25 protein-coding genes are annotated in these 21,980 nt (G+C 72.2%); 12 read left to right on the top strand and 13 right to left on the bottom strand.

Features of this window, described 5'->3' with window-relative positions:
- The first annotated feature begins 24 nt into the window (after positions 1-24).
- Positions 25-1,248, top strand: a complete 1,224-nt coding sequence (locus BJF86_RS16595; protein ID WP_075820577.1) for a potassium/proton antiporter — start codon at positions 25-27, stop codon at positions 1,246-1,248.
- Between the two features lie 18 nt (positions 1,249-1,266).
- Here the strand turns inward: BJF86_RS16595 and BJF86_RS16590 are convergent, their stop codons facing one another.
- The 3 genes from BJF86_RS16590 to BJF86_RS16580 form a co-directional block, all read right to left on the bottom strand.
- Complete coding sequence (locus tag BJF86_RS16590) at positions 1,267-2,844, bottom strand: GMC family oxidoreductase (RefSeq protein ID WP_075813862.1); 1,578 nt, start codon at positions 2,842-2,844, stop codon at positions 1,267-1,269.
- Complete coding sequence (locus BJF86_RS16585; protein WP_237767582.1) at positions 2,841-3,365, bottom strand: hypothetical protein; 525 nt, start codon at positions 3,363-3,365, stop codon at positions 2,841-2,843. The genes BJF86_RS16590 and BJF86_RS16585 overlap by 4 nt, the downstream gene beginning before the upstream one ends.
- A gap of 84 nt (positions 3,366-3,449) precedes the next feature.
- Positions 3,450-4,235, bottom strand: a complete 786-nt coding sequence (locus tag BJF86_RS16580; RefSeq protein WP_075813864.1) for an IclR family transcriptional regulator — start codon at positions 4,233-4,235, stop codon at positions 3,450-3,452.
- A gap of 59 nt (positions 4,236-4,294) precedes the next feature.
- On the opposite strand from BJF86_RS16580, the gene BJF86_RS16575 reads away from it, so the two are divergent.
- Together BJF86_RS16575 and BJF86_RS16570 are read left to right on the top strand one after the other, a co-directional pair.
- Positions 4,295-4,615 (top strand): putative quinol monooxygenase, encoded by a 321-nt coding sequence (locus BJF86_RS16575; protein WP_075813866.1) that lies wholly within the window; start codon positions 4,295-4,297, stop codon positions 4,613-4,615.
- Between the two features lie 36 nt (positions 4,616-4,651).
- Positions 4,652-5,413 (top strand): proteophosphoglycan 5, encoded by a 762-nt coding sequence (locus tag BJF86_RS16570; protein ID WP_143553908.1) that lies wholly within the window; start codon positions 4,652-4,654, stop codon positions 5,411-5,413.
- A gap of 43 nt (positions 5,414-5,456) precedes the next feature.
- Here the strand turns inward: BJF86_RS16570 and ppk2 are convergent, their stop codons facing one another.
- Together ppk2 and BJF86_RS16560 are read right to left on the bottom strand one after the other, a co-directional pair.
- The gene (gene ppk2, locus BJF86_RS16565; protein ID WP_083653287.1) at positions 5,457-6,359 is read right to left on the bottom strand and encodes a polyphosphate kinase 2; all 903 of its coding nucleotides are present in this window, start codon (positions 6,357-6,359) and stop codon (positions 5,457-5,459) included.
- 40 nt (positions 6,360-6,399) lie between these two features.
- Positions 6,400-7,245 (bottom strand): siderophore-interacting protein, encoded by an 846-nt coding sequence (locus BJF86_RS16560; protein ID WP_083653285.1) that lies wholly within the window; start codon positions 7,243-7,245, stop codon positions 6,400-6,402.
- A 109-nt stretch (positions 7,246-7,354) separates the two neighbouring features.
- Between BJF86_RS16560 and BJF86_RS16555 the strand changes: the two genes are divergently transcribed.
- On the top strand, positions 7,355-7,714 hold the full coding sequence (locus BJF86_RS16555; protein WP_022923755.1) for a hypothetical protein: 360 nt from the start codon (positions 7,355-7,357) through the stop codon (positions 7,712-7,714).
- Positions 7,715-7,878: 164 nt separating this feature from the next.
- Here the strand turns inward: BJF86_RS16555 and BJF86_RS16550 are convergent, their stop codons facing one another.
- Entirely contained in the window at positions 7,879-8,277 is a 399-nt protein-coding gene (locus BJF86_RS16550) for a hypothetical protein (RefSeq protein ID WP_143553907.1), read from the bottom strand.
- Between the two features lie 124 nt (positions 8,278-8,401).
- Here BJF86_RS16550 and dxs point away from each other — a divergent pair, with 124 nt between their 5' ends.
- The 6 genes from dxs to BJF86_RS16520 all read left to right on the top strand — a co-directional run bounded on the left by dxs (position 8,402) and on the right by BJF86_RS16520 (position 13,426).
- Positions 8,402-10,285, top strand: coding sequence for a 1-deoxy-D-xylulose-5-phosphate synthase (gene dxs, locus BJF86_RS16545; RefSeq protein WP_075820571.1), 1,884 nt, complete (start codon positions 8,402-8,404; stop codon positions 10,283-10,285).
- An 11-nt stretch (positions 10,286-10,296) separates the two neighbouring features.
- Positions 10,297-11,199: a diacylglycerol/lipid kinase family protein gene (locus BJF86_RS16540; RefSeq protein WP_075820569.1), complete on the top strand. Its 903-nt coding sequence runs from the start codon at positions 10,297-10,299 to the stop codon at positions 11,197-11,199.
- A 62-nt stretch (positions 11,200-11,261) separates the two neighbouring features.
- Entirely contained in the window at positions 11,262-11,621 is a 360-nt protein-coding gene (locus tag BJF86_RS16535; RefSeq protein WP_075820567.1) for a hypothetical protein, read from the top strand.
- 108 nt (positions 11,622-11,729) lie between these two features.
- Positions 11,730-12,695 carry a phosphatase domain-containing protein gene (locus tag BJF86_RS16530; protein WP_075820565.1) on the top strand — a complete coding sequence of 322 codons (966 nt, stop codon included), beginning with the start codon at positions 11,730-11,732 and terminating at the stop codon, positions 12,693-12,695.
- Positions 12,696-12,752: 57 nt separating this feature from the next.
- On the top strand, positions 12,753-12,971 hold the full coding sequence (locus tag BJF86_RS16525; RefSeq protein WP_202817206.1) for a hypothetical protein: 219 nt from the start codon (positions 12,753-12,755) through the stop codon (positions 12,969-12,971).
- Positions 12,968-13,426, top strand: coding sequence for a DUF2256 and DUF3253 domain-containing protein (locus BJF86_RS16520; protein WP_075820563.1), 459 nt, complete (start codon positions 12,968-12,970; stop codon positions 13,424-13,426). The genes BJF86_RS16525 and BJF86_RS16520 overlap by 4 nt, the downstream gene beginning before the upstream one ends.
- Before the next feature lie 44 nt (positions 13,427-13,470).
- Here the strand turns inward: BJF86_RS16520 and BJF86_RS16515 are convergent, their stop codons facing one another.
- The 6 genes from BJF86_RS16515 to BJF86_RS16490 form a co-directional block, all read right to left on the bottom strand.
- Positions 13,471-14,226 carry an ABC transporter ATP-binding protein gene (locus BJF86_RS16515; RefSeq protein ID WP_075820561.1) on the bottom strand — a complete coding sequence of 252 codons (756 nt, stop codon included), beginning with the start codon at positions 14,224-14,226 and terminating at the stop codon, positions 13,471-13,473.
- Positions 14,223-15,290, bottom strand: a complete 1,068-nt coding sequence (locus BJF86_RS16510) for an iron chelate uptake ABC transporter family permease subunit (RefSeq protein ID WP_414819952.1) — start codon at positions 15,288-15,290, stop codon at positions 14,223-14,225. Before BJF86_RS16510 ends, BJF86_RS16515 begins: the two co-directional genes overlap by 4 nt.
- Entirely contained in the window at positions 15,283-16,209 is a 927-nt protein-coding gene (locus BJF86_RS16505; RefSeq protein WP_052327722.1) for an ABC transporter permease, read from the bottom strand. Before BJF86_RS16505 ends, BJF86_RS16510 begins: the two co-directional genes overlap by 8 nt.
- Before the next feature lie 74 nt (positions 16,210-16,283).
- The gene (locus tag BJF86_RS16500) at positions 16,284-17,372 is read right to left on the bottom strand and encodes a siderophore ABC transporter substrate-binding protein (protein ID WP_075820559.1); all 1,089 of its coding nucleotides are present in this window, start codon (positions 17,370-17,372) and stop codon (positions 16,284-16,286) included.
- A 146-nt stretch (positions 17,373-17,518) separates the two neighbouring features.
- Positions 17,519-18,379 (bottom strand): serine protein kinase RIO, encoded by an 861-nt coding sequence (locus tag BJF86_RS16495; protein WP_075820557.1) that lies wholly within the window; start codon positions 18,377-18,379, stop codon positions 17,519-17,521.
- 163 nt (positions 18,380-18,542) lie between these two features.
- Positions 18,543-20,180: a Na+/H+ antiporter NhaC family protein gene (locus tag BJF86_RS16490; protein WP_075820555.1), complete on the bottom strand. Its 1,638-nt coding sequence runs from the start codon at positions 20,178-20,180 to the stop codon at positions 18,543-18,545.
- Between the two features lie 217 nt (positions 20,181-20,397).
- On the opposite strand from BJF86_RS16490, the gene BJF86_RS19940 reads away from it, so the two are divergent.
- Together BJF86_RS19940 and BJF86_RS16485 are read left to right on the top strand one after the other, a co-directional pair.
- Positions 20,398-20,718 carry a hypothetical protein gene (locus BJF86_RS19940; RefSeq protein ID WP_158068446.1) on the top strand — a complete coding sequence of 107 codons (321 nt, stop codon included), beginning with the start codon at positions 20,398-20,400 and terminating at the stop codon, positions 20,716-20,718.
- Positions 20,719-20,761: 43 nt separating this feature from the next.
- A complete protein-coding gene (locus BJF86_RS16485) occupies positions 20,762-21,544 on the top strand; it encodes an inositol monophosphatase family protein (RefSeq protein ID WP_022923770.1) in 783 nt (260 codons plus the stop codon).
- Here the strand turns inward: BJF86_RS16485 and BJF86_RS16480 are convergent.
- Positions 21,532-21,939: a DUF2304 domain-containing protein gene (locus tag BJF86_RS16480; protein ID WP_075820553.1), complete on the bottom strand. Its 408-nt coding sequence runs from the start codon at positions 21,937-21,939 to the stop codon at positions 21,532-21,534. The genes BJF86_RS16485 and BJF86_RS16480 overlap by 13 nt on opposite strands.
- Positions 21,940-21,980 lie beyond the last annotated feature (41 nt).

Raw genomic sequence — 21,980 nt, 5'->3', positions numbered from 1 at the left:
ACTGGCGCGGCGGGCACCGGGATCATGGATCTGACGGTGCTCGCCGCCGGGGTGCTGCTCATCCTGGCCGTGCTGTCGGTGCGGCTGTCGGAGCGGCTCCGGATGCCGGTCCTGCTGCTCTTCCTCGGGCTGGGCATGGCGGCCGGTTCGGAGGGGCCGGGCGGCATCGCCTTCGACTCGCCGGGGCTGGCGCAGAGCGTCGGCACGGTATGCCTGGTCGTCATCCTCTTCGCCGGCGGCCTGGACACCGCGTGGTCCTCGGTGCGCTCGGTCGTCGGCCCGGGGCTGCTGCTGGCGACGGGTGGCGTGCTCGTGAGCACGCTCATCCTCGGCACCGCCGCCTGGTGGCTGCTGGGCTCCTACACCGACCTGCGCCTCGGGGGCGACGGCATCAGCTGGACCGAGGGGCTGCTCATCGGGGCGATCGTCTCCTCCACCGACGCGGCGGCCATCTTCGGTCTCTTCCGGTCCGGCAGCCCTGCGCCCCGTCGACGGCTGCGGTCGCTGCTCGAGCTCGAGTCCGGCACCAACGACCCGATGGCGGTCATCCTCACGGTGACCCTCATCGGCATCCTCACCCGTGGCGAGGCCAGCCTCGGCACGGCGCTCGCGGGCGTGCTGCTGGGCATCGTCGTGGGTGCCGTGCTCGGCCTGCTGCTGGGGGGCGTCGCGGCGGTGGGGGCCGACGCGCTGCGACTGTCCATCCCGGGTCTCTACCCCGTGCTGTGCCTCGGGGTGGCGTTGACGACCTACGGCACCGCGCAGGCAATCGAGGGAAACGGCTTCCTGGCCGTCTACCTGTGCGGTCTCGTGCTCGGCAACCGGGTGCGCTCGCACCGCCGCCTCATCATCCAGGTCAGTGACGCCCTGGCGTGGATTGCGCAGATCGCGATGTTCATCACCATGGGACTGCTGGTCTTCCCCTCCGAGCTGGTCGGGGTCGCTCCGGTGGGCATCGTGCTGGCGCTCATCCTCATGTTCCTCGCGAGACCGGTGAGCGTCTTCCTGTGCCTGCTCCCCAGCGGGTTCTCGGCGCGCGAGAGCGCCTACGTCTCCTGGGCCGGGCTTCGTGGCGCCGTGCCGGTCGTGCTCGCCACCTTCCCGGCGACCGCCGGGCTGGCCCAGGCCGGGGAGGTCTTCGGCGTCGTCTTCTTCCTCGTGGTCGTCTCGGTGCTGGTCCAGGGATTCACCCTCGGCCCCGTCGGGCGACGGCTCGGCATCGAGGAACCGGCAGGCCCACCGACCTGAGCCTGGTCTCACGGCCCCTCACAGGTCGCCGGTGCGCAGCAGCTCCCGGATGCGGTCGGCCTGTCGCATGGCGAGGGCGACGATGGTCAGGGTCGGGTTCGCGGCGCCACCGGTGGTCATCACCGATCCGTCCGCGACGAAGAGGTTGGGCACGTCGTGCGCCTGGCCCCACCCGTTGAGCGGTCCATCGGCAGGGTCCGAGGTCATCCGGCAGGTCCCGAGGTTGTGCGTCGCCGGGTAGGGCGGGGTGTGGTGTACCCCGACCGCACCCGCGGCCCGGTAGACGGTGTCCGCGGAACGGTAGGCGTGCCGCCGCATCGCGATGTCGTTCGGGTGGTCGTCGAAGTGGACGTGCGGGGCGGGCAGTCCCCAGTGGTCCTTGACGTCGGGGTCGAGGGTGACCCGGTTCGACTCCTGCGGCATGTCCTCGCCGAGCAGCCACATACCGGCGGTGTTGGCGTAGGCGTCCATCAGCCGGGTGAACTCGCGGCCCCAGCTGCCCGGCTCGACGAAGGTGGCCAGGAAGGCCGGACCCAGTGACAGGGTCTCCATGTAGTAGCCGCCGACGAACCCGCGGGACGGGTCGTGGACCGCCTCGTCGGCGATGATGCCGGCCATCGTCTCGCCGCGGTACATCCGCACCGGCTGCTCGAAGCGTGCGTAGGCGGACCCGGTCAGGTGCCGCATGTAGTTGCGGCCGACTTGACCGGAGGAGTTGGCCAGCCCGTCCGGGTGCGAGGGCGAGTCGCTCATGAGCAGCAGTCTCGGCGTCTCGATGGAGTTGCCGGCGACGCACACGGCGCGCGCCGCCTGCCGGTGCAGGTTGCCGTCGGCGTCGAGATACTCCACCGCGTCGGCCCGTCCGTCGGAGCCGTGGGTGATCCGCACCGCCTGGCAGAGCGGGCGCAGCTCGGCGTTCCCGGACTCCAGGGCCCGCGGGATCTCCCGGACGAGCGTGGACCACTTGGCGCCGGACTTGTCCCCCTGGAAGTTGAACCCGTCCTGCACGGTGGCGGGGCGGCCGTCGTAGGGCTCGGCGTTGGTGGCGTAGGGACCGGTGGCGTAGTACTTGTAACCGGCGCGCTCGGCACCGTTCGCGAGGACCTTGTAGTTGTTGTTCGCCGGCATCGGCGGCCGCCCGTGCCGGTGCGAGGAGCCCATCGCCTTCTCGGCCCGGTCGTACCACGGCTCTATCTCCTCGAGCGTGACCGGCCAGTCCAGCAGGTTCGCGCCCTCCACCTCGCCGTAGGTGCTGCGGGCGGCGAACTCGTGCGCCATGAACCGCGGCGTCGCCCCGGCCCAGTGCGTGGTGGTCCCGCCGACGGCCTTGACGATCCACGCCGGCAGGTTGGGGAAGTCCCGCGCGACGCGGTAGGAGCCGGAGGTCGTGCGCATGTCCAGCCACGCCATCTGGTTGAAGGCGGGCCACTCGTCGTTGGTGTAGTCGTCCGCGGTCAGGTAGGGACCGGCCTCGAGGACGACGACCTTGACCCCCTCGGTCGCCAGGTCGTGGGCGACGGTGCCACCGCCGGCCCCCGAGCCGATGACGACGACGACCGGCTCGTTGAGCGGGATGGGGTTTCCGTGCGTGCTCATCGCTGCTCCTCCACGTCGCGCAGTTCGGTTCGGGGCTCACCGTCGTACTCGGTGATCCGCGGCTCGGGCAGCCAGTCCAGGTCGTCGAAACCCCGGGTCAGGTAGCCGCCCTGGTCGAAGCTCGGCCCCTCGTAGCCGAGCAGCTCCCACACCTCGCGGTCGTCGTACAGCGCGACCACCGCCACCCCGCGGATCTGCCGGAAGTAGGGCTCGTCGGCGTACTCCCGCAGGAGCAGCGTCGCCGTCTCGTCGGAGGCCCCGAGGAAGTCGCCGTCGCTGATCGTGTCGAGCATGTCCAGGTCGGGACCCAGGGTGGCGGCCAGACGCCGGTCGTCGGCGGTCGCCTCGACCACGGCGTCCGCGGTGCGCTCGTAGGGGCCGTCGGGGAAGGTGTCGTGCGGGTAGGCCAGCCGGAGCACGCGCACCAGGATCTGGCGTTGACGTGAGGTGAGCGTGGCCGGGCCGCCCCGGAGCGCGGAGCTGGTGTCCCGCTTGATCGTCGCCGAGTCCTTGTCCGCCATGGAGCCTCCTCGTCCCCGTCGCACCGCGTCGTGCGACGTGTCGCCCACGCTAGGCGCGCCCGGCGGAGCCCGCCACGGTTGTTCTCAGTGCGTGAGAACGTCGGGGTCGACGCGGCGGAAGTACGCGGCGACGTCACGGGCCGCCATCCGCAGCCGGTGCTCGATGCGCAGGTCCGGTCCGTCGAAGCGCGCGGCACCCGCGGAGACGGCCACGCAGCCGAGCAGGCCGCCGTCTGGCCGGCGCACCGCCACCGCGGCGCAGCTGCTGCCGGGCAGGAACTCCTCGAACTCCCAGGCGACGCCGCGACGAGTGACCCGCGCCAGGTGGGCCTCGAGCACCCCGGTGTCGGTGATGGTGCGCGGGGTGAGGGCGGGCAGCCCGTGGCGGGCGAGCTCCACCTGCCGCTCGGTGTCGTCCAGGTCGGCGAGCAGGATCTTGCCGAAGGCGGTCGCGTGCGGCGCCTGTCGGAAGCCGAAGGTCATCGGCTCCAGCCGAGGGCACTCGGGCGAGTCGGCGACGAAGATGAGCGCCAGGGTGGCGCCCCGCCGCACGGCGAGATATGCCGCGCAGCCGGTCGCGCGGTGCAGGTCGACGATCCGCTGCCGCACCTGGGCGGACAGGCCGATCTGCCGGTGCAGGGCCAGGCCCAGACGGTGCGGCTTGTAGCCGAGCTCGAAGCGGCCCTCGTGGCGCAGGTGGAGCAGGTAGTCCCTCGCCACGAGGTCCGCGGCCAGCCGGTAGACCGTGGACAGCGGCAGGCCGAGCTCGTCGGCGAGCTCCCGCGCGGTGGCGCCGCCCCGGTCCGCGACGAGCTCCAGCAGGTCGAAGGTGCGCTCCACGGTGCGCGCACCGGCGGGTGTCGTGCTCACGCCCCCATCATGGGGCAGCCGCGCTTGACGTCCGGCGCGGGGCACCCCACGATCGGGGCATGTACTTCATCGTGGTCAAGTTCCCCGTCAAGCCCGAGTCCGCCGAGCGCTGGTCCGAGATCGTCGCCGACTACACCGCCGGCTGCCGCAGCGAGGAGGGCAACATCTCCTTCGAGTGGTCCCGGAGCCTGGAGGACCCGCTGCAGTACGTCCTCGTCGAGACGTTCACCGACGAGGGCGCGGCCAAGCACGTCGAGAGCCCGCACTTCACCGAGGGCATCGAGGCGATGCGCCCGCATCTCACCGGCACTCCGCAGATCATCTCCCGGCAGGTCGAGGGTGAGGGCTGGGAGCCGATGGGCGAGCTGCAGATCGACTGACGCAGCGCAGACGACAGCCAGGGGAGGGGAGCCGTCATGGGATGGTTCCGGACGATGTTCGGGCGGCGCGACCACAAGGAAAGGCCCGCGGACCGCGACAGTGCGCCTGCGGACGGGCCCGAGACCGCCGCCGACGGACGCGTGGGGGATCCGCCGCGCGGACCAGTGGAGTTCGACCTGCCCGCGCCGGACCAGCTCCGACCGCGCTGGGCCGCGGTCGCCGCGGTGCTCGGGAGCGTGGGCTACGGCAGCGAGGACTGCCGCTCGGACGACGGTGACTGGTACTACCACGACGGCGGTGGCAACTGGTGCCGTCTCTACCGTTACGCCGACGGACGCGCGCTCCTCGTCGGCTCCGACCACGAGTACTCCGACACCTTCTACGGGGAGGCGGCGGCATACTTCGAGCGGCCCGAGACCGACCTGCTGGCGGCGGGTGAGCCGTGGTGGGGCGACGCGCTCGGCTGGCACGACCGGCGAGACGGTCAGTGGGTCTCCTTCATCTACGCCTTCGACGGGCAGCGGTGGCGCCGGGCGCCCTACGACCTCGACGACGGCTTCGCCTCGTTGGACCTGCCGGCCGTCTCCGACGACCGCGCGCGACGGACAATCACCGAGTATGCCAAGGGTGAGGGAGACGACGACCTCGTCCCGGACCTCGGGTCGCGGGTCGAGGAGGTGCTGCGCGCCGGCGTGGACGTCACCGCGGACCAGGTCCGGGCGCTGGGCTCGCACCTCACCGAGCCCGGGGTCGGGGTCGCGGCCGCACGCGGCTTCGCGGCACCGGGGCGACACTGAGCGCGCGCATACCGGAAGCTCGGCCGGTCGGGCGCTGCGGGATCTAGCTGAGGTCTTGCTGCGAGCGGCGCTCGACGGGCTTGCCGGCGGCCTCACCGACGGCGGCGGCGTGGTCGGGGACCGGCAGCTGCAGCCGTCGGTCGGTGCGCTGGTAGCCGGTCGAGTCCGGGCGCTCCGGCATGGTCAGCTCGGCCTGCTCGACCTGCTCGTAGGGGATCGTCGAGAGCAGGTGGGCGATCATGTTGATGCGGGCCGAGCGCTTGTCGTCCGACGGCACGACGTTCCACCGGGCCTCGGGGATGTCGGTGTGGACGAACATCTCGTCCTTGGCCCGGCTGTAGTCCTCCCACCGGGTCAGCGACTCCAGGTCGGTGGGGGAGAGCTTCCAGCGGCGCATCGGGTCCTCCATCCGGGACCGGAAGCGGCGCTCCTGCTCGTCGTCGGAGACGGAGAACCAGTACTTGCGCAGCAGGATCCCGTCGTCCATGAGCATCCGCTCGAAGATCGGGGTCTGCTGCAGCCACCGCCGGTGCTCCTCCGGGGTGCAGTAGCCCATGACCCGCTCGACCCCGCCGCGGTTGTACCAGGAGCGGTCGAAGAGCCGGGTCTCCCCGGCGGCGGGCAGGTGCTCGATGTAGCGCTGGAAGTACCACTGTGTCTTCTGCCGCTCGGTCGGGGTCGGCAGGGCCACGATCTGGGCGTCGCGGGGGGAGAGGTACTCGGTGACCCGTTTGATCGCCCCGCCCTTGCCGGCGGCGTCGCGTCCCTCGAAGACGATGACGAGGCGGTGGCCTGTCTCCTTGATCCAGGTCTGCATCTCGACGAGCTGCTCCTGGAGCCGGAGCAGCTCGGCCTCGTAGACCTTCTTATTCAGCCGCGGCACCGGTCCTGCGGTGCTCCCGCCCGTGGTCGCCTCGGTCTTCTTCGCGTTGCTGCGCGTCGCCATGGGGTCATCGTGCCACTACGACGGCGCGTCGTGAAGAGGCTCAGCTCCCCAGCGGCTCGTGGTGGTCGCGACCGGCCACGCCGCGCCGCCAGTAGCCGTCCACCTGCAGCGCGCTGGGCTGCAGTGCCTCGCCGCCGACGCCGAGCTCGGCCGCCGCACGGCGCACCTGGACCATCGCGCCGGCCTCGCCTGCGGCCCAGACGTAGTCCCCCTGGGCCGGGGGCAGGTCGCGCAGGGCCTGCGCGAGGGTGGTGTCCATCTCGTTCATGAGCCAGGTGATGCGGGCGCCGTCGCGCTGCGGCAGCGGGACCACGCAGCTCGCGTCGGGGACCTGGACCACGACCTCGAGCGGTATGCCTGCGGGCGCCTCCTCGAGCCAGCGGCCGATCGCGGGGATGGCCGTCTCGTCGGCGAGGAGCACGTAGCGCCGGGCGTCCGACGGCTCGGTCATCGACCCCCGGGGGCCGAGCAGCCCGACGACATCGCCCGGCCCGGCGCTGCTGGCCCACGTGCTCGCCGGTCCGGTGCCGTGCACGACGAGGTCGATGCTCACCTGCTGGCTGCCGTCGGGCCGCGCGTCCTCGACGCCGCGCACGGTGTAGTCGCGGGTCACCGGCCGCGAGGCTCCCTCGGGGAGCTGGGGCCGGTCGTCCACCACGGTCGGGAGGGTCAGCTCGCCGGTCGACGGGTGCGGGAAGGCGACCTTGACGTGGTCGCCGACGGCGAGCGGCACCCAGGGGATGGGTGGCGCGCCGGCCTCGAGGTCGAGCGTGACCCGCCGCATCCGGCCGCCGAGCGGCTCGACGCGGCTGACGGTGGCGCGGCGGACGTGGAGCGGGTGGAGCTGGCGACCGCGCTGCAGGGCTGGGGTGGCGGCGGTGGTCATGATGGGCCCCGTTCGTCAAATAGAGAAGGAATGCGTGCTCATAATAGGGGACGAGAGGCTCGAGGACGGCACACGACGGGCCGACGTCGGTGGTCGTACACTTGTTCGCATGAACAGCGGACCGCCCGGGTGGCCCGACCGGGTCCCGCCGGCCGGTGTCGCGGGTTGGGAGCAGGCGGCGGTGTCCTGGCTGCTCGACCAGTGCCCGGCCGACTACCGGGCGTATGCCGCCTGGCGCCGGCACCCGGCCGCGCTCGCCTGGATGGCGACCCGGCACCTGGAGGCCCAGCTCGAGGCCATGCGCGGCGCGTGGCGCGACGTCCGCCCCGAGCTCGGGCCGGCGCTGCCGCCGGGCACCATCGGCGACGTGCTGGAGTCGCTGGCCCGGGAGGGGCTGCGGCTGCGCGCCAACCACCGGGCCGCCGGCCTGCTGCTCGAGGCCCTGCGGCTGCGCGCCCCCATCGCCTGAGCCCGGGCGTCCGGCGAGCCGCCCCCTGACAGCCTCGTCGTCCACTGCGAGCCTCCTCGACCAGGCTGCCAGATGACGAACCGGCGCAGAGATGCGCCCACCGACCGGGAAAGTGCTGCCGGGGCCGGCGTTCCACGGTCACCGGCGCGGAGACGGCGGTGCGCTCAGGCCAGGTCGTGCTCGGCGAGGCGCCGGCGGAGGGCCTCCTCGAAGCGCGCGACGTCGCCCCCGAGCTCGTCGAGCTCCGCACGACCGAGCAGCACGGTATGCCCGGCGTCCTCCCCGCGCCCACGCTCGAGCAGCACCACGGGCGCACCGGCCTCGTCCACCGCGGCCTCCAGCGCCGGGGTCAGCTGGTCGAGGTGCCGCAGCTCGATGGTGGCCTCCATCCTGGCGGCCACCTCGTCCCACGCCTTCTTGCGCCGGACCGGCGAGTGCGTGATGTCGCACAACGAGCAGTGCGCGGTGCCGCGCAGCTTGCCCCAGGCATACGCCACCTCCCCGAGCACGCTGCCCCGGGCGTCGTAGACGCCGACGACCCTCGGACCCGGCTGCGCGCTCATCCCACCAGCGTAGGCGCGGGTCGGCATCGTCCACCGCACGAGGCCCGGGTGCAGCGTCCTCCCAGGACCGGCCACGTAGACTGATCCGGCTGACAACGACGCCGTCGAGGCCGGAGGACGACACGTGGCACTGATGCGCACCATCACCGGGCCGTCCGACCTCAAGCGGTTGACGCAGGGTCAGGTGACATCCCTCGCGGAGGAGATCCGCGCCTACCTCATCTCCTCGGTGTCCCAGACCGGCGGCCACCTCGGCCCGAACCTCGGCGTCGTCGAGCTCACCATCGCCCTGCACCGCGTCTTCGACTCCCCGCGCGACACGCTGCTCTTCGACACCGGGCACATCTCCTACGTGCACAAGCTGCTGACCGGCCGGCACGACCTCTCGACGCTGCGCAAGCAGGGCGGGCTGTCCGGCTACCCCAGCCGGGCCGAGTCCGACCACGACGTGGTGGAGAACAGCCACGCCAGCTCCTCGCTGTCCTGGGCCATCGGCATCGCGACCGGCCGCAAGCTGCGCGGCGAGACCGACCGGCACACGGTCGCGGTCATCGGCGACGGCGCGCTCACCGGCGGCATGGTGTGGGAGGCGCTCAACAACATCGCCGACCAGCCGGACCTGCCGCTCATCATCGTCATCAACGACAACGAGCGGTCGTATGCCCCGACGCGCGGCGGCATGGCGGAGTACCTCGCCTCGCTGCGCGCCACCCAGGAGTACGAGCACATGCTCTCCTGGGGCAAGCGGCAGCTCGCCCGCACCCCGGTGGTCGGGCGCCAGGTCTACGAGGCGCTGCACGGGGTGAAGAAGGGGCTCAAGGACATCGTCAGCCCGCAGGGAATGTTCGAGGACCTGGGGCTGAAGTACCTCGGCCCGGTCGACGGCCACGACGTCGAGGCGATGGAGACCGCGCTGCGCCGTGCCCACGATTTCGGCGGGGTGGTGCTCGTGCACGCGATCACCGAGAAGGGTCACGGCTACGACCCGGCGACCGCCGACGAGGCCGACCGCTTCCACGCCGTCGGCAAGATCAATCCCGAGACCGGGTTGCCGCTCGAGCTCTCCGGGCGGTCCTGGACCGACGAGTTCAGCGACGAGCTGGTGCGGCTCGGGCGGGAGCGGGACGACATCGTCGCGCTCACCGCGGCCATGCTCATCCCGGTCGGCCTGCAGCCCTTCGCCGAGCGCTTCCCGGACCGCGTCTTCGACGTGGGCATCGCCGAACAGCACGCGGTGGCGATGGCCTCCGGCCTGTCGTTCACCGGGATGCACCCGGTGGTGTGCATCTACGCCACCTTCCTCAACCGCGCCTTCGACCAGCTCCTCATGGACTGCGCGCTGCACCGGCAGGGCGTCACCTTCATCCTCGACCGGGCCGGGATCACCGGCTCGGACGGCGCCAGCCACAACGGTATGTGGGACCTCACCCTCGTCGGGATCGTGCCCGGCATTCGGGTCGCGGCCCCGCGCGACGGCCAGCAGGTGGCGCTCGCGCTGCGCGAGTCGGTGGACATCGACGACGGGCCGAGCGTGGTGCGCTTCCCGAAGGGCAGCGTGGGCGCCCCCATCGAGGCCGTCCGTCAGGTGGGGACGTTGGACGTCCTGCGGGACGTCGATGCCCTGGGCGGTGAGCAGGGAGAGCTGGAGCTGCTCCTCGTCGGCGTCGGCTCCATGGCCGCCACCGCGCTGGAGGTGGCCGACAAGCTGGGTGCCGAGGGGCGCCGGGTCATGGTGGTGGACCCGCGCTGGGCGCTGCCGGTGAGCCCGGACCTCGTCGACCTCGCCCGCGGAGCCGGGCGGGTGGCCGTCATCGAGGACAACATCGTCGGCGGCGGCATCGCCGGCGCGGTGTCGCAGGCGTTCGTGGAGGCGGGCGTCGACGTGCCGGTGCACGGCTACGGCATACCTCGGGAGTTCCTCGACCACGGGTCCCGCGACCAGGTGCTCGACCGCATCGGCCTGACGCCGGACGCGGTGGCGACCTCGTTGACGGCCAAGCTGGGCTGAGGGAGCCGGTCGTGCCCACGGTCGGGCTCGTCCTCAACCCGGCCGCACGCGGAGCGGAGCGCGCCCGCGCGGAGGTCGCCATCGCCTGCGCCGAGGCCGCGCAGCCGCCGCCCGTGGTCCGGTCGACGACGGTCGCCGACCCCGGTCCGGGGCAGGCCCGCGAGTTGCTGGGGCTGGGGTGTCGCCGCCTCGTCGTCGCGGGCGGGGACGGCACCGTCCGCGAGGTCGTCGGGGCGACGGACCCCGTGGCCACCGTCGGGATCGTGCCCTGCGGGACCGCGGACCTGGCCGCCCGCAGCCTGCGGCTGCCGCTGCGGGCGCGACCGGCCGCCCGGCTGGCCGTGGGCGCGGACGCCTCTCCGGTCGACGTGGGCCGGGTCGAGGTGTGGCAGGAGGACGGCTCCTCGATCCGTCTCCCCTTCCTCGTGGTCGTGGGCGTGGGCCACGACGCGGAGGTCCTCGCGTCCCTGTCGCCGGTGGCGAAGGCGCGCCTGGGGTGGCTGGCCTACGTCACGCCGGGGCTGCGGCGGCTGCACCGTCCCGGACGGACGGTCGAGGTGCGGGTCGACGACGCCGTCGAGCAGCAGGAGCGTGCCTGGAGCGTGCTCGCCGTCAACGGGGGCCGCCTCCCGCTCGGGGCGCGGCTGGTGCCCGGTGCACGGATGGACGACGGGCTGCTGCACGTCGCGGTCGTCGCGCCGCGGCGGCTGAGGGAGTGGGGGCGCGTCGCGGCGACCGGGGTGGGGGTGCGGCACCGGCGGCACCCGGCGCTGCGCTACCGCAGCGGGCAGGTCGTCGAGGTCCGGATGCGGGCGCCGGGGCCGCTCCAGGTCGACGGCGACGTGGTGCCTCGTGCGGTGTCCGCGAGGATCACGATCAAGCCGGGTGCGGTGCGGGTGGCGCGGGAGCACTGATCCGAGGACGGGACGTATCTGGCGCGAGGCTCCGTGCTCTGCCCCCGACGAAGGAGGGATCCATGAGCCCACCGCTCACCGCACCGCAGCATCTCGTCGCCGTCCCGACGACGGACGTGGAGGAGATGATCGACCGGGGGAAAGGGCCCGTCGTGGTGCACCGCTTCGGGGACGTCACGATCATCCGCCCCGACGACCCGACGATCCGCCCGGGCAGCGCGGAGGTAGAGGCGCTGCGGACGTTGTCCGACCCGATGGTGCTGCCGCGTGACGAGCTGATCGCGCACCTCGACCTCGCCGCCTTCGCCTACCGTCGCCGGGGGGAGCTGCAGCGTCGGGCCCGTGGCGTGGTCACCCTGATATCCGCCGTGGTGAGGGAGGCGGCGGTGGACGGGCTCCCCTCGAACGCGGCCAGCACCTGATCCGTCCCGCCCGCGGCCGCTGCGGTCGACCGTGGCTCGACGCCGGTGGCGCCGCCTGGCAGGCTTGCTCCTCCTGGCACTCCGACCAGGGCCGCCCCAGGAGGGACCATGGATTCGTCCACCGTGACGGCCCGCGTGCCGACCGAGCTGCTGGCGCGCCTCATCGGGCCGCTGCACCGGGGCCGGGTGACCCGCGAGGACCAGCAGGCGATCGTGGACACGATGACCGCGGTGACCGGCGCCCCCTTCCACGACCTGAAGTACCGCCTCAACGCCACCGGCGACCACCACGACCTCGAGCACCTCGTCTTCGACCACCTGGACGAGGACCTCCAGGACCGGCTCCTCGAGCACATCGCCGCGCAGGCGCAGGCCGACCCGACCCCCGACCTCCGCGTGCTCTGCGACATCGACGACACGCTCCGGTGCGCGCTGCACGACGACCGCTACCCCCGCGGGACGGTCTACCCCGGGGTCGTCGAGCTGCTGACCCAGCTCGACCGCGGGGCGGCGGCGGACCCGGGCCGGGTGGGCGACCTCACCTTCGTCACCGCCCGGCCGGGCGGGCCGGCCGGGCTCATCGAGGAGTACACCCGGGACGGGCTGGCCGACCTCGGTCTGCCGCCGCACTCCGTGCTCGGCGGGTCGCTGCTCAACCTGCACACGAAGGCGGCGATCGCCGAGCGCAAGCTGCAGAACATGGAGCGTGACCACCTGCTCTTCCCCGAGTGCCGCATGGTCTTCGTCGGCGACAGCGGTCAGGCGGACGGCGACGTGGGCGCCGAGATGGCGGCCCGCCCCCACGACCACGTGGTGGGCACCCTCCTGCACGACGTCACCGGGCTGGACGGGGCGGCGCGCGCCGCGTGGGCAGAGCGCGGCGTGCACGTCTTCGACACGTATGCCGGTGCCGCGGGCCACGCGCTCCGGCTCGGCCTGCTCACCCGGGAGCAGGCGCACGCCGTCGCCGGGGCGACGCGGGAGGGCGTGGCCCGGCTCGACCTCGAGCCGCGGCAGCGGGCGCACCTTGAGGACGTTCTGACCGCCGAGGAGGCGGATCTGCGGATAGGCTGACCCGGCCGCTCCCCGCACGGCGCCTGTCACCGTCCGCGCCCGATCATCGGAGTTCGCATGCGACTCACCCGACGCTCGTTCCTCGCTGCCATGGGAGGGGCGGACACCCCGGCAGTCCTGGGTGGCTGCGGCGGCTTCTCCACCGGTTCCGGCTCCGGGGGTGTGGAGGGCACGCTGTCCTTCACCACCTGGGGGACCGACGCCGAGCTGGCCGGCTTCCGGGCCGCCATCGCGGCCTTCGAGGAGGCCAACGAGGGTGCCGGCGGGCTGCGATGAGCGGGCGGCGCGCCGGCGACGAGGGCGGGGATCACGCCCGGGACGTCGAGAAGTGGTGCGCCTCCTGCGGGCGCCGGATCGAGTGGCGCAAGAAGTGGGAGCGCTCCTGGGACGAGGTGAGGTACTGCTCCAGTGCCTGCCGCCGGCGGGGCGTGCGGGCCGTCGACCGCGAGCTGGAGGAGGCGCTGGTCGACCTGCTCGCGCGGCGGGCGGCGACCTCCTCGGTCTGCCCGTCGGAGGCGGCGCGCCAGGTCGTCCGCACCCAGGGGCAGGACGGCGAGGGTTCCGACGACCCCGAGGCGTGGCGGGAGCTCATGGAGCCGGCCCGCCGGGCCGCCCGGCGGCTCGTCGTCGCGGGCCGGGTCGAGATCACCCAGGTCGGACGGGTGGTCGACCCCTCGACGGCGAGCGGACCCGTCCGGGTCCGTCGCGGCCCCCACTGGTCGGCCCCCTGACCCCTGACCGCGGCCGGCCCGCGAGCCGGTCGTGGACCGCGCGGTCAGTAGTAGACCGCGAGCGGCCCGTCGGGCCCGTCGATGACCTTCACCGGGGTGTGGAAGACGCGGGTGAGGGTCGCGTCGGTGAGGATCTGCGCCGGCGGCCCGAACTCGGTGATCTGCCCGTCGTTCATCGCCATGATCTGGTCGGCGTAGCGCGCCGCGAAGTTGATGTCGTGCAGCACGATGACCACGGTGCGTCCCAGCTCGTCCGCGGCCCGGCGCAGCTGGCGCATCATCTGCACCGAGTGCTGCATGTCCAGGTTGTTCAGCGGCTCGTCGAGGAGCACGTAGTCGGTGTCCTGGGCGAGCACCATCGCGACGTAGGCGCGCTGCCGCTGGCCGCCGGACAGCTCGTCGAGGTAACGGTGCTCCAGGCCGGTGAGGTCGAGGAAGTCGATCGCCTCGCTGATGTGGCGCTCGCACTCGGGCGTGAGCCGGCCCCGGGAGTGGGGGAACCGGCCGAAGCCGACGAGCTGGCGCACCGTGAGTCGGGTGATGAAGTGGTTCTCCTGGCGCAGGATCGACAGGATCGTGGCGATCGCGCGCGACGGCGTGTGCACGACGTCGTGCCCGGCGACCGTGATCGACCCCTCGTCCAACCCGAGGAGCCGGCCGATCATGGTGAGCACGGTCGACTTCCCGGCGCCGTTCGGCCCGATGAGCGCGGTGATCCCTCCGGCGGGGATCTGCGTGGTCACCGGACCGATCGTGGTCTCGGTGCCGTAGGTCTTGGTGACGTCGGTCAGCTCGATCACAGCCGGCCCTTTCGGATGATGTAGACCAGGAAGGTCAGGCCGCCGACCAGCTCGATGATGATCGTGACCATGCCCTGGGCGTAGAAGACGTGGCGCAGCACGAAGTAGGCACCACTGAGCACGACATACCCCAGCAGGAAGGCCATCGGCAGCAGCAGCCGGTGGTCGTAGGTGTCGGCGAACTGGTAGGCGAGCATCGCCACGAGGAACCCGAGGAAGGTCATCGGGCCGACGAGGGAGGTCGTCATCGCCATGAGGACCGAGACGAGGACGAGGACGACGATGACCTCGCGCCGGTGGTTCAGCCCCAGGTTGGTCGTGGCGTCCCGGCCCAGGGCGAGCACGTCCAGCCGCCGCGCCCGCCACCACAGCGTGCCACCGGCGGCCAGCGCGATCGGCACGGCATAGGGCAGGTAGGCCGCGTCGGCGTTGCCGATGTTGCCGAAGAGGCGGGCGGTGAGGATGTCGAACTCGCTGGGCGTGAGGAGGCGCTGCATGAAGGTCGACAACGACCCGAGCCCGCCGCCGAGGATCACCCCGACGAGCAGCATGATGTGGATGCTGCCGAAGCGGCCTGACAGCAGCCAGCCGTAGAGGATCGTCGCGACGACGACCATGAGCCCTGCCTGCAGCAGGAACTGTGCGGTGCCGGTGACCGCGGCCACGCCCGAGGCGCCGAGGAAGAAGACTGCGCCGGTCTGCACGACGACGTAGAGCGCCTCGAAGCCCATGATGGAGGGGGTGATGATCCGGTTGCTCGTGGCGGTCTGGAAGCTCACCGTGGCGAAGGCGTGGCAGAAGGCCACGACGAGGATCACCGCGATGCTCGTGGCCCGGAGCTCGGCGATCCGCCAGAAGCCGTCGGTGCCGACCGGCATCGGGTTGTCGTAGGCGAGGATCCCGGCCGTGAAGCCCAGGGCGAGGAGCACCAGCAGCCCCATGACGACGGCATACCGGAGCCGGTCCCGGCCGCGCACGAACGGGCCGGTGCGGCGCTCGCCGGGACCAGGGGTATGCCCGGAGACCTGCGGCGCGTCGGTGGCGGCGGTCCTCGTCTCAGGCACGGCGCTGCCGGATCACGAGCAGGGCGATGAAGAAGACCGCGCCGAGGACGCCGAGGATGAGCGAGACCGGCACCTCGAACGGCATGATGATCGTGCGCCCGATGATGTCGCAGACGGTGACCACCCAGACGCCGAGCAGGCAGACCCACGGCAGGTTGCTGCGCAGGTTGTCGCCGCGCAGGAGCGAGACCACGTTGGGCACGATGAGGCCGAGGAAGGGCAACGACCCGATGACCACGGTCACCACGCCCGTGGCGACGGCCACCATGGCGACGCCCAGGAGGATGACGCGGTCGTAGTCGAGCCCCACGTTGGTCGCGACGTCCTTGCCGAGCCCCGCCACGGTGAGCCGATCGGCCAGGAGGAAGACGAGCAGGGTGACGACCAGGACGATCCACAGCATCTCGTAGCGGCCCCGCACCACCGACGTGAAGCTCCCGGCGAACCAGATGCCCATCTGCTGCAGCATGTCGGTGGCCAGCGCGAGGTAGGTCGAGACCGCCCCCACGACGGCCCCGATCATGATCCCGACGATGGGGACGATGAGCGAGGACTTCAGCGACACCCGCCGCAGGAAGGCGAAGAAGACCATGGTGCCGATGAAGGCCATGACCACCGCACCGGCCATCTTGGTGAGCAGGCTCGCGCCCGGGACGAGGATGAAGACGAGGAGCAGGCCGAGCCCGGCCCACTCGGTGGTCCCGGTGGTCGTCGGCTCGACGAAGCGGTTCTGCGTCAGGAGTTGCATGACCAGGCCGCACATCGACATCGCGGCCCCCGCGAGGACGAGGGAGATGGTGCGCGGGACCCGGGTGATGCCGAACATCGCCCACCCGTCCTCGCCGTCGGTGATGTCGTAGACACCGACCGACAGCGACAGCGCCAGCAGCCCCGCGGTCAGCACGACCGCGAGGGGCAGCGCCCACGCCGAGGACCCCCGGGTCGGGCCGGTGCGGCCTGCCGGGGGTCCCCCGTGGGTGGGCTGGAGGGTGCTCAGCGGGCGGAGCCACCCATGGCGTCGGCGAGGTCGTTGAAGACCTCGGTGTAGGCCTGGATGTCCTCGGTGAGGTAGAAGTCGGCGGGCAGGTAGACGATGTTGCCCTCGGTCACCGCGGTGACGTTGGCCAGCGCCTCCGACTCGGCGATGACCTCCTCGGCGCTGGAGTACTCCTCGCCCTCGGCGGCGACGGCCGCGTCGCGGTCCATGACGATGATCCAGTCCGGGTTGGACTCGGCGATGGCCTCGACCGAGATGTCGTCGCCGGTGTGGCCGCTGCCGCCCTCCTGCTCCAGGGCCGGGGTGAGGCCCAGGACGTCGAAGACCGGACCGATCGCGCGGCCGGTGCTCGGGGCGACGTAGCCGATGTCACCGCCGGAGGTGATCAGCCCCATGACCGTCTGCTCGCTGTCGTAGGCCTCGGTGGCCGCGGCGATGGACGCCTCGAACTCCTCGACCAGGGCCGCGGCGTCCTCCTCATGCTGGACGGCCTGGCCGGCGAGCTCGATCTGGCGGATGAGCTCCTCGTCCAGGGGGTTGGTCTCGTAGTCCGTGGTGGTGTCGACGATGGCGGCCTCGGGCACGAGCGAGGTGATGTCCTCGTAGAAGTCCTGGAAGCGGTAGCCGGTGAGCACGAGGTCGGGGTCGGCGGCCACGATGGCCTCCAGGTCGGGCTCGCCGTGGTTGCCGAGGTTGACCACGGAGTCGTCGCTGGCGTAGCCGATGTCCTTCGGGAAGATGTCCAGCGGCGCGGCCACGACCGGGACGCCCCAGGCGTCGAGGGCGCGAACGACGCGGTTGTCGGTCACCATGATCCGCTCGGCCGGGACCGGCACCTCCACGGTGCCCTGGAAGTCCTCGACCTCGACGGTGCCGGACGCGGCCTCCTCCGAGGACGTGTCGCCCTCGGAGTCATCGGCGGACTCCTCGCTGTCGGCGCTCTCGTCGCCGGCGGAGCCTTCCTCGGCGGCGGAACCGTCGTCGGACGAGCTGTCGGTGCCCTCGTCACTGCCGCAGGCGGCCAGGGTCAGGGCGGCGGCGGTCGCGAGGGCCACGAGGCCGGCGCGAGGGCGACGCAGGTTCATGATGCTTCTCCTTGAGGTTCGGGGTCGGCACCAGCATCCTGACGCCGAAGGTAACCCTAACCTAAGTGATCTTTACCCCCGCTGCACCACCCCAAATTGTGGGATGGCTCACGTCGTCGCGCCTGACCCGAGCTCGCCGGTCGCCCTCACAGGGCCAGCGCGAGGGCCTCGGTGAAGAGCTCCTCGGCGTCGGCGTCGAGCCCGCGCCGCAGGAACCACGCGGTCACCGTGGTGCAGTCCCGGTGCAGCAGGTCAGCGCCCTGCGGGTTGGCGACGACATCCACCACCTGGGGCAGGTCGATGACCACCAGGGTCTCACCGTGGACGAGCAGGTTGTAGGCGGACAGGTCGCCGTGTGCCCAGCCCTGACCGGCCAGGCCGAGGACGACGTCCCGGGTCTGGTCCCACAGGTGGGCCAGGAGCGGGGGATCGCCCGTGACCTGGGCCAGGCGTGGCGCCGCCGTCCCGTCCGGCTCGCCGACGAACTCCATGAGCAGCTCGGTGCCCTGGATCGAGACCGGGTAGGGAACGCGCAGGCCGACCTCCCAGGCGTGGCACATGGCCTCCCACTCGGCATGCGCCCAGCGGCCCGCGGCCACGGCGCGGCCGTAGGTGGTCCCCTTGGCCAGCGCCCGCTGGTCGCGGGACCGACGCACGCCGCGACCCTCGGTATACCTCGCGCTGCGGTGGAACGAGCGGTGGTCGGCGTCGCGGTAGCGCTTGGCGGCGAGCAGGCAGGCGGCGTCGGTGCCCGGCGTGCTCGCCGTGCGCTCGAGCAGGAAGACGTCGGCCTCCTTGCCGGTCTTGAGCACGCCGAGCTCGGTGTCGATGGCGCCGGAGTCCTGCACCACCCACGGCGGGACGGGGGCCGGGCCGCGGTGGCCCGCCTCGACGTCCCAGTAGGTCGTCAGACGCTGGTCGGTGCTGAGGTCGTCGGCCGCGTGCAGCGGCGCGTAGTCGAAGACGAAGAACGGGTCGATGTCGCCCGTGGGGTGCGGGGTGTGCACGAGGTGCTCCTGGGAGGAAGAGGGGGGTGGGGCGGGTGCCCCGGGGCGCGGTCGGACATCGCTGGCCCCCTTCCTCTCAGGTGAGCACGCCCGGCGCGTGCTCGTGGTGCTCCGGAGTCTGCCGCGCCCGGGTCGGGCGCGGCAACGGGTTTTCGTCCCCCGGTCAGGACAGCGAGCGCTCCGCCTGCTCCTCCTCCGGGATCTCGTCCTCGAGCCGCTGCAGGACGGTCTTGCCGAGGATCGCGACGACGACCAGCCCGACGAGCACGGCGACGAAACCGAGCCAGCCGCTGCCGGTCGCGGCGAAGACGGCGTAGCCGAGCAGCGCGATGACGGCGCCGGAGATGGCATACGGCAGCTGGGTCATGACGTGGGTGATGACGTTGCAGCTCGCGCCGGTGCTGGACAGGATCGTCGTGTCGCTGATCGGGGAGCAGTGGTCGCCCCAGACCGCGCCGGCGAGGACCGCGCCGAAGGCCGCGAGGAGCAGTTCGTCGCCTCCGCTGACGTTGACCATGATGTCGCCCGCGATCGGGAGCAGGATCCCGAAGGACCCCCACGAGGTGCCGGTGGAGAAGGCCATCGCGCCGGCGAGGACGAACATCACCGGGATCAGCCACTGCGGCGCCATGTTGGCGCTCTCGACGAGACCACCGAGGTATTCGCCGGTGCCGAGCTGGCCGATCAGGTCACCGAGGATCCACGCGAGCAGCAGGATGTAGACCGCCGGGAGCATGGACTGTATCCCGCTCCAGACGCCGCGTCCCAGGGTGCTGGTGGAGAACTTGGGGTTGGAGGAGGTGTAGCGCACGTAGTAGTAGAAGGCCGACGCGAGCCCGAGCACGGCGCCGTAGATGAGCGCCTGGGTGACGTCGGTCGAGGCCATGATGTCCAGGACGCCGACGCCGCTGCCGGCGACGTAGTCCTCAGCGGTGACCGTGCCGCGGTAGCCGGTCCAGACGATGCCGCCCAGCACCCCGGCGACCAGCAGCAGGAACGGGATGACCAGCGCGCGCTTGTGGCCGGGGGAGTGGACCGGGAGGTCCTCGGCGATCTCGCCGGGGATCTCCTCGCTGTCGTCGTAGGTCTCGCCCTCGGTGATCGCGCGCCGCTCCTGGCCGCGCATCGGCCCGAAGTCGATCCCGAAGACCACGACGATCCACACGAGCAGCACCGCCGCGATCGCGTAGTAGTTCATCCCGGCGGCCCCGAGGAAGGCGCCGACGTCGCTCACGGTCAGCGTCGAGGCGGCGACCAGCGGGGCCATGATGCCGATGATGCTCGCGCCCCAGCTGGAGAAGGGGACGAGCACCGCGACCGGCGCGGAGGTGGAGTCGATGAGGTAGGCCAGCTTGGCGCGGGCGACGTGGTGCCGGTCGGTGACCGGGCGCGCGACCTGTCCGACGGCGAGGGCGTTGAAGTAGTCGTCGATGAAGATCGCGACGCCGAGCCCGGCGCCCAGCGCCTGCGCACCGCGGCGGGTCCGGATGCGCTGGATCGCCCAGTCCGAGAAGGCCTGGCTGCCGCCGGACATGAGGATGAGCGAGGCGATGACGCCCAGCGCCAGGGTGAAGACGAGGATGTAGACGTAGTAGGTGTTGACCGCGCCCTCGGCCCAGAAGATGCCGGCGACGCCGGTCCACACCAGGCGCAGCGTCTCCAGCGGGTTGAAGTTCGCGACGAGCAGCGCGCTGGCGAGCACGCCCGCACCGAGGCTCAGCAGCACCTTCTTGGTCGCGATGACCAGCGCGATCGCGATGATCGGCGGCAGCAGCGTCAGGATCGGCAGGTCCTCGGTCATGGTGCCTCCTCGACGGCGGTGGTGCCCAGGGTAGACCCACCCTAGACGTCCGCGCTGCGTCGACCACGGAGTTTCGCGCGGACGGTGACGATGAGCACGACGGCGAGGATGCCGTAGAGCACCCAGGTGATCCAGCTGCTCACCAGCACGGCGTAGTCCCCGTTGGAGGACAGCAGCGCCTCGCGCAGCGAGCCGCCGTAGAGGTAGGCCGATCCCCGTGCCCCGCGCCCAGGCGGGGGCGGCCTCGCGGAACTCGGCGCGCGAGAGCCACGCCCGCCCGCTGGTCTTCATCGCGACGGTCTTGGGGTTGCGCCGGACCCGGGACGCGATGTGGAAGACCTCGCCGAGCGCGAGGACCGCGACCGTGACCGTGACGATGGAGATCCCGTCGAAGAGCTCGGGGATGCCCAACGTCGAGCGCTCGGTGGCCGACGCGCGAAGGTCATCGGCAGCAGCAGGGCGACGGCCATCGAGCTGCCCAGGCCGGGCATGGCGCCGACCTCGGGCTCGCGCACCGACGCCGGTGATGCTCGGCTGACCGCGCGTGCTCACCTACCGGTGAGTCGTGACACAGTGGACCGGTGGCCGCGCTGACGACGGATGCCGTCCTGACCCTGCTCCAGGAGGTGGCGGACGAGGCCATCACGCCGCGCTTCCGTGCGCTCGCGGACGACGAGATCGGCTCCAAGAGCCACCCCGGTGACCTGGTCACGGTCGCCGACCGGGAGGCCGAGGTGCTCATCACCCGGGAGCTGCGCGCCGCCTACCCGAACGCCGTCGTCCTCGGCGAGGAGGCCTTCGCCGACCACCCGGCCAGCATGGACGCCTTCCGTGGCGCCGAGCACGCCTTCACCGTGGACCCGGTCGACGGCACCCGCAACTTCGTCCACGGCTCACCGGACCACGCGGTCATGGTCGCCGAGACCCGGGCCGGCACGACGGTCCGGGCCTGGATCTGGCAGCCGCAGCACCGCCTGGCCTACGTCGCCGAGCGGGGCGCGGGGGCGACCCGCAACGGCGAGCGGCTCCCGCCGCTGCGACCCGGCACCGACCCGGCCCGCTGGCGGGTGCACACCTCCGCCCGGCGGCAGGTCGGCGAGTCGCTCGGCGGCACCGCGCCCATGGCGCTCACCTGGGTGAGCTGCGGCATCGACTACCCGAAGCTCGCGGAGGGGGCCTGCGACGCGCTCGTCTACCACGGGACGCGTCCGTGGGACCACGTGCCCGGCGCGCTGCTCGTCCACGAGGTGGGTGGTCTGGTCGCGACCGACGAGGGCGAGGCATACACCCCGCGCAGCGACCCGCGCGGCATCCTCGCGACCGCCGGCCAGGCGGTGCTGGACCGGCTGCGTCAGGTCTCCTGAGAGCGTGGCGGTTCATGCTGGGCGGTGTCGTGCCCGGTGGTGTCGTGCTCGGTGGTGTCGTGCACGGCTGCCCGCAGCGCGAGCTCCCGCGCCAGCGTCGTCACCTGCTGCTCTAGCTGGCGCATACGGCGGTAGGAGGCCGCGACATACCCCAGGAAGACGACGGTGAGGCCGTAGAGCAGCAGGTCCGCGCCCCGGCCCACCCCGAGCAGCTGGGCCACCTGGGTGAGGACGCGGGGGAAGAGGATCGCCACCGCCGCGAGCACGACGAAGGCCACGAGCAGCAGCCGCCGCACCGCCTGGTGCCGCACCCCGGCGGTCGAGCGGGTGAGCATCGCGGTCACGACGACGACGCTGACCAGCAGCACCAGCTTGATCACGGGTTGGTCGAGCACGTCAGCGCCTCGCTCTCGTCGGTGTCACGGTCGTGGGCGTC

The organism is Serinicoccus sp. CNJ-927 (assembly GCF_001942435.1).
In the GTDB taxonomy this organism is placed as follows: domain Bacteria; phylum Actinomycetota; class Actinomycetes; order Actinomycetales; family Dermatophilaceae; genus Ornithinicoccus; species Ornithinicoccus marinus.
Note: the sequence above shows the minus strand (reverse complement) of the source record. Positions and strands in the feature narration are given on the sequence as shown.

Bases quoted from the DNA above. Each gene is read 5' to 3' on its own strand.
- BJF86_RS16525 (WP_202817206.1), top strand. From the start codon at position 12,753: ATGCGACTCACCCGACGCTCGTTCCTCGCTGCCATGGGAGGGGCGGAC.
- ppk2 (WP_083653287.1), bottom strand. From the start codon at position 6,359: ATGGCGACGCGCAGCAACGCGAAGAAGACCGAGGCGACCACGGGCGGG.
- BJF86_RS16560 (WP_083653285.1), bottom strand. From the start codon at position 7,245: ATGACCACCGCCGCCACCCCAGCCCTGCAGCGCGGTCGCCAGCTCCAC.
- BJF86_RS16595 (WP_075820577.1), top strand. From the start codon at position 25: ATGGATCTGACGGTGCTCGCCGCCGGGGTGCTGCTCATCCTGGCCGTG.
- BJF86_RS16585 (WP_237767582.1), bottom strand. From the start codon at position 3,365: ATGGCGGACAAGGACTCGGCGACGATCAAGCGGGACACCAGCTCCGCG.
- BJF86_RS16530 (WP_075820565.1), top strand. From the start codon at position 11,730: ATGGATTCGTCCACCGTGACGGCCCGCGTGCCGACCGAGCTGCTGGCG.
- BJF86_RS16555 (WP_022923755.1), top strand. From the start codon at position 7,355: ATGAACAGCGGACCGCCCGGGTGGCCCGACCGGGTCCCGCCGGCCGGT.
- BJF86_RS16490 (WP_075820555.1), bottom strand. From the start codon at position 20,180: ATGACCGAGGACCTGCCGATCCTGACGCTGCTGCCGCCGATCATCGCG.
- BJF86_RS16535 (WP_075820567.1), top strand. From the start codon at position 11,262: ATGAGCCCACCGCTCACCGCACCGCAGCATCTCGTCGCCGTCCCGACG.
- BJF86_RS16570 (WP_143553908.1), top strand. From the start codon at position 4,652: ATGGGATGGTTCCGGACGATGTTCGGGCGGCGCGACCACAAGGAAAGG.
- BJF86_RS16575 (WP_075813866.1), top strand. From the start codon at position 4,295: ATGTACTTCATCGTGGTCAAGTTCCCCGTCAAGCCCGAGTCCGCCGAG.
- BJF86_RS16590 (WP_075813862.1), bottom strand. From the start codon at position 2,844: ATGAGCACGCACGGAAACCCCATCCCGCTCAACGAGCCGGTCGTCGTC.
- BJF86_RS16520 (WP_075820563.1), top strand. From the start codon at position 12,968: ATGAGCGGGCGGCGCGCCGGCGACGAGGGCGGGGATCACGCCCGGGAC.
- BJF86_RS16500 (WP_075820559.1), bottom strand. From the start codon at position 17,372: ATGAACCTGCGTCGCCCTCGCGCCGGCCTCGTGGCCCTCGCGACCGCC.
- BJF86_RS16550 (WP_143553907.1), bottom strand. From the start codon at position 8,277: ATGAGCGCGCAGCCGGGTCCGAGGGTCGTCGGCGTCTACGACGCCCGG.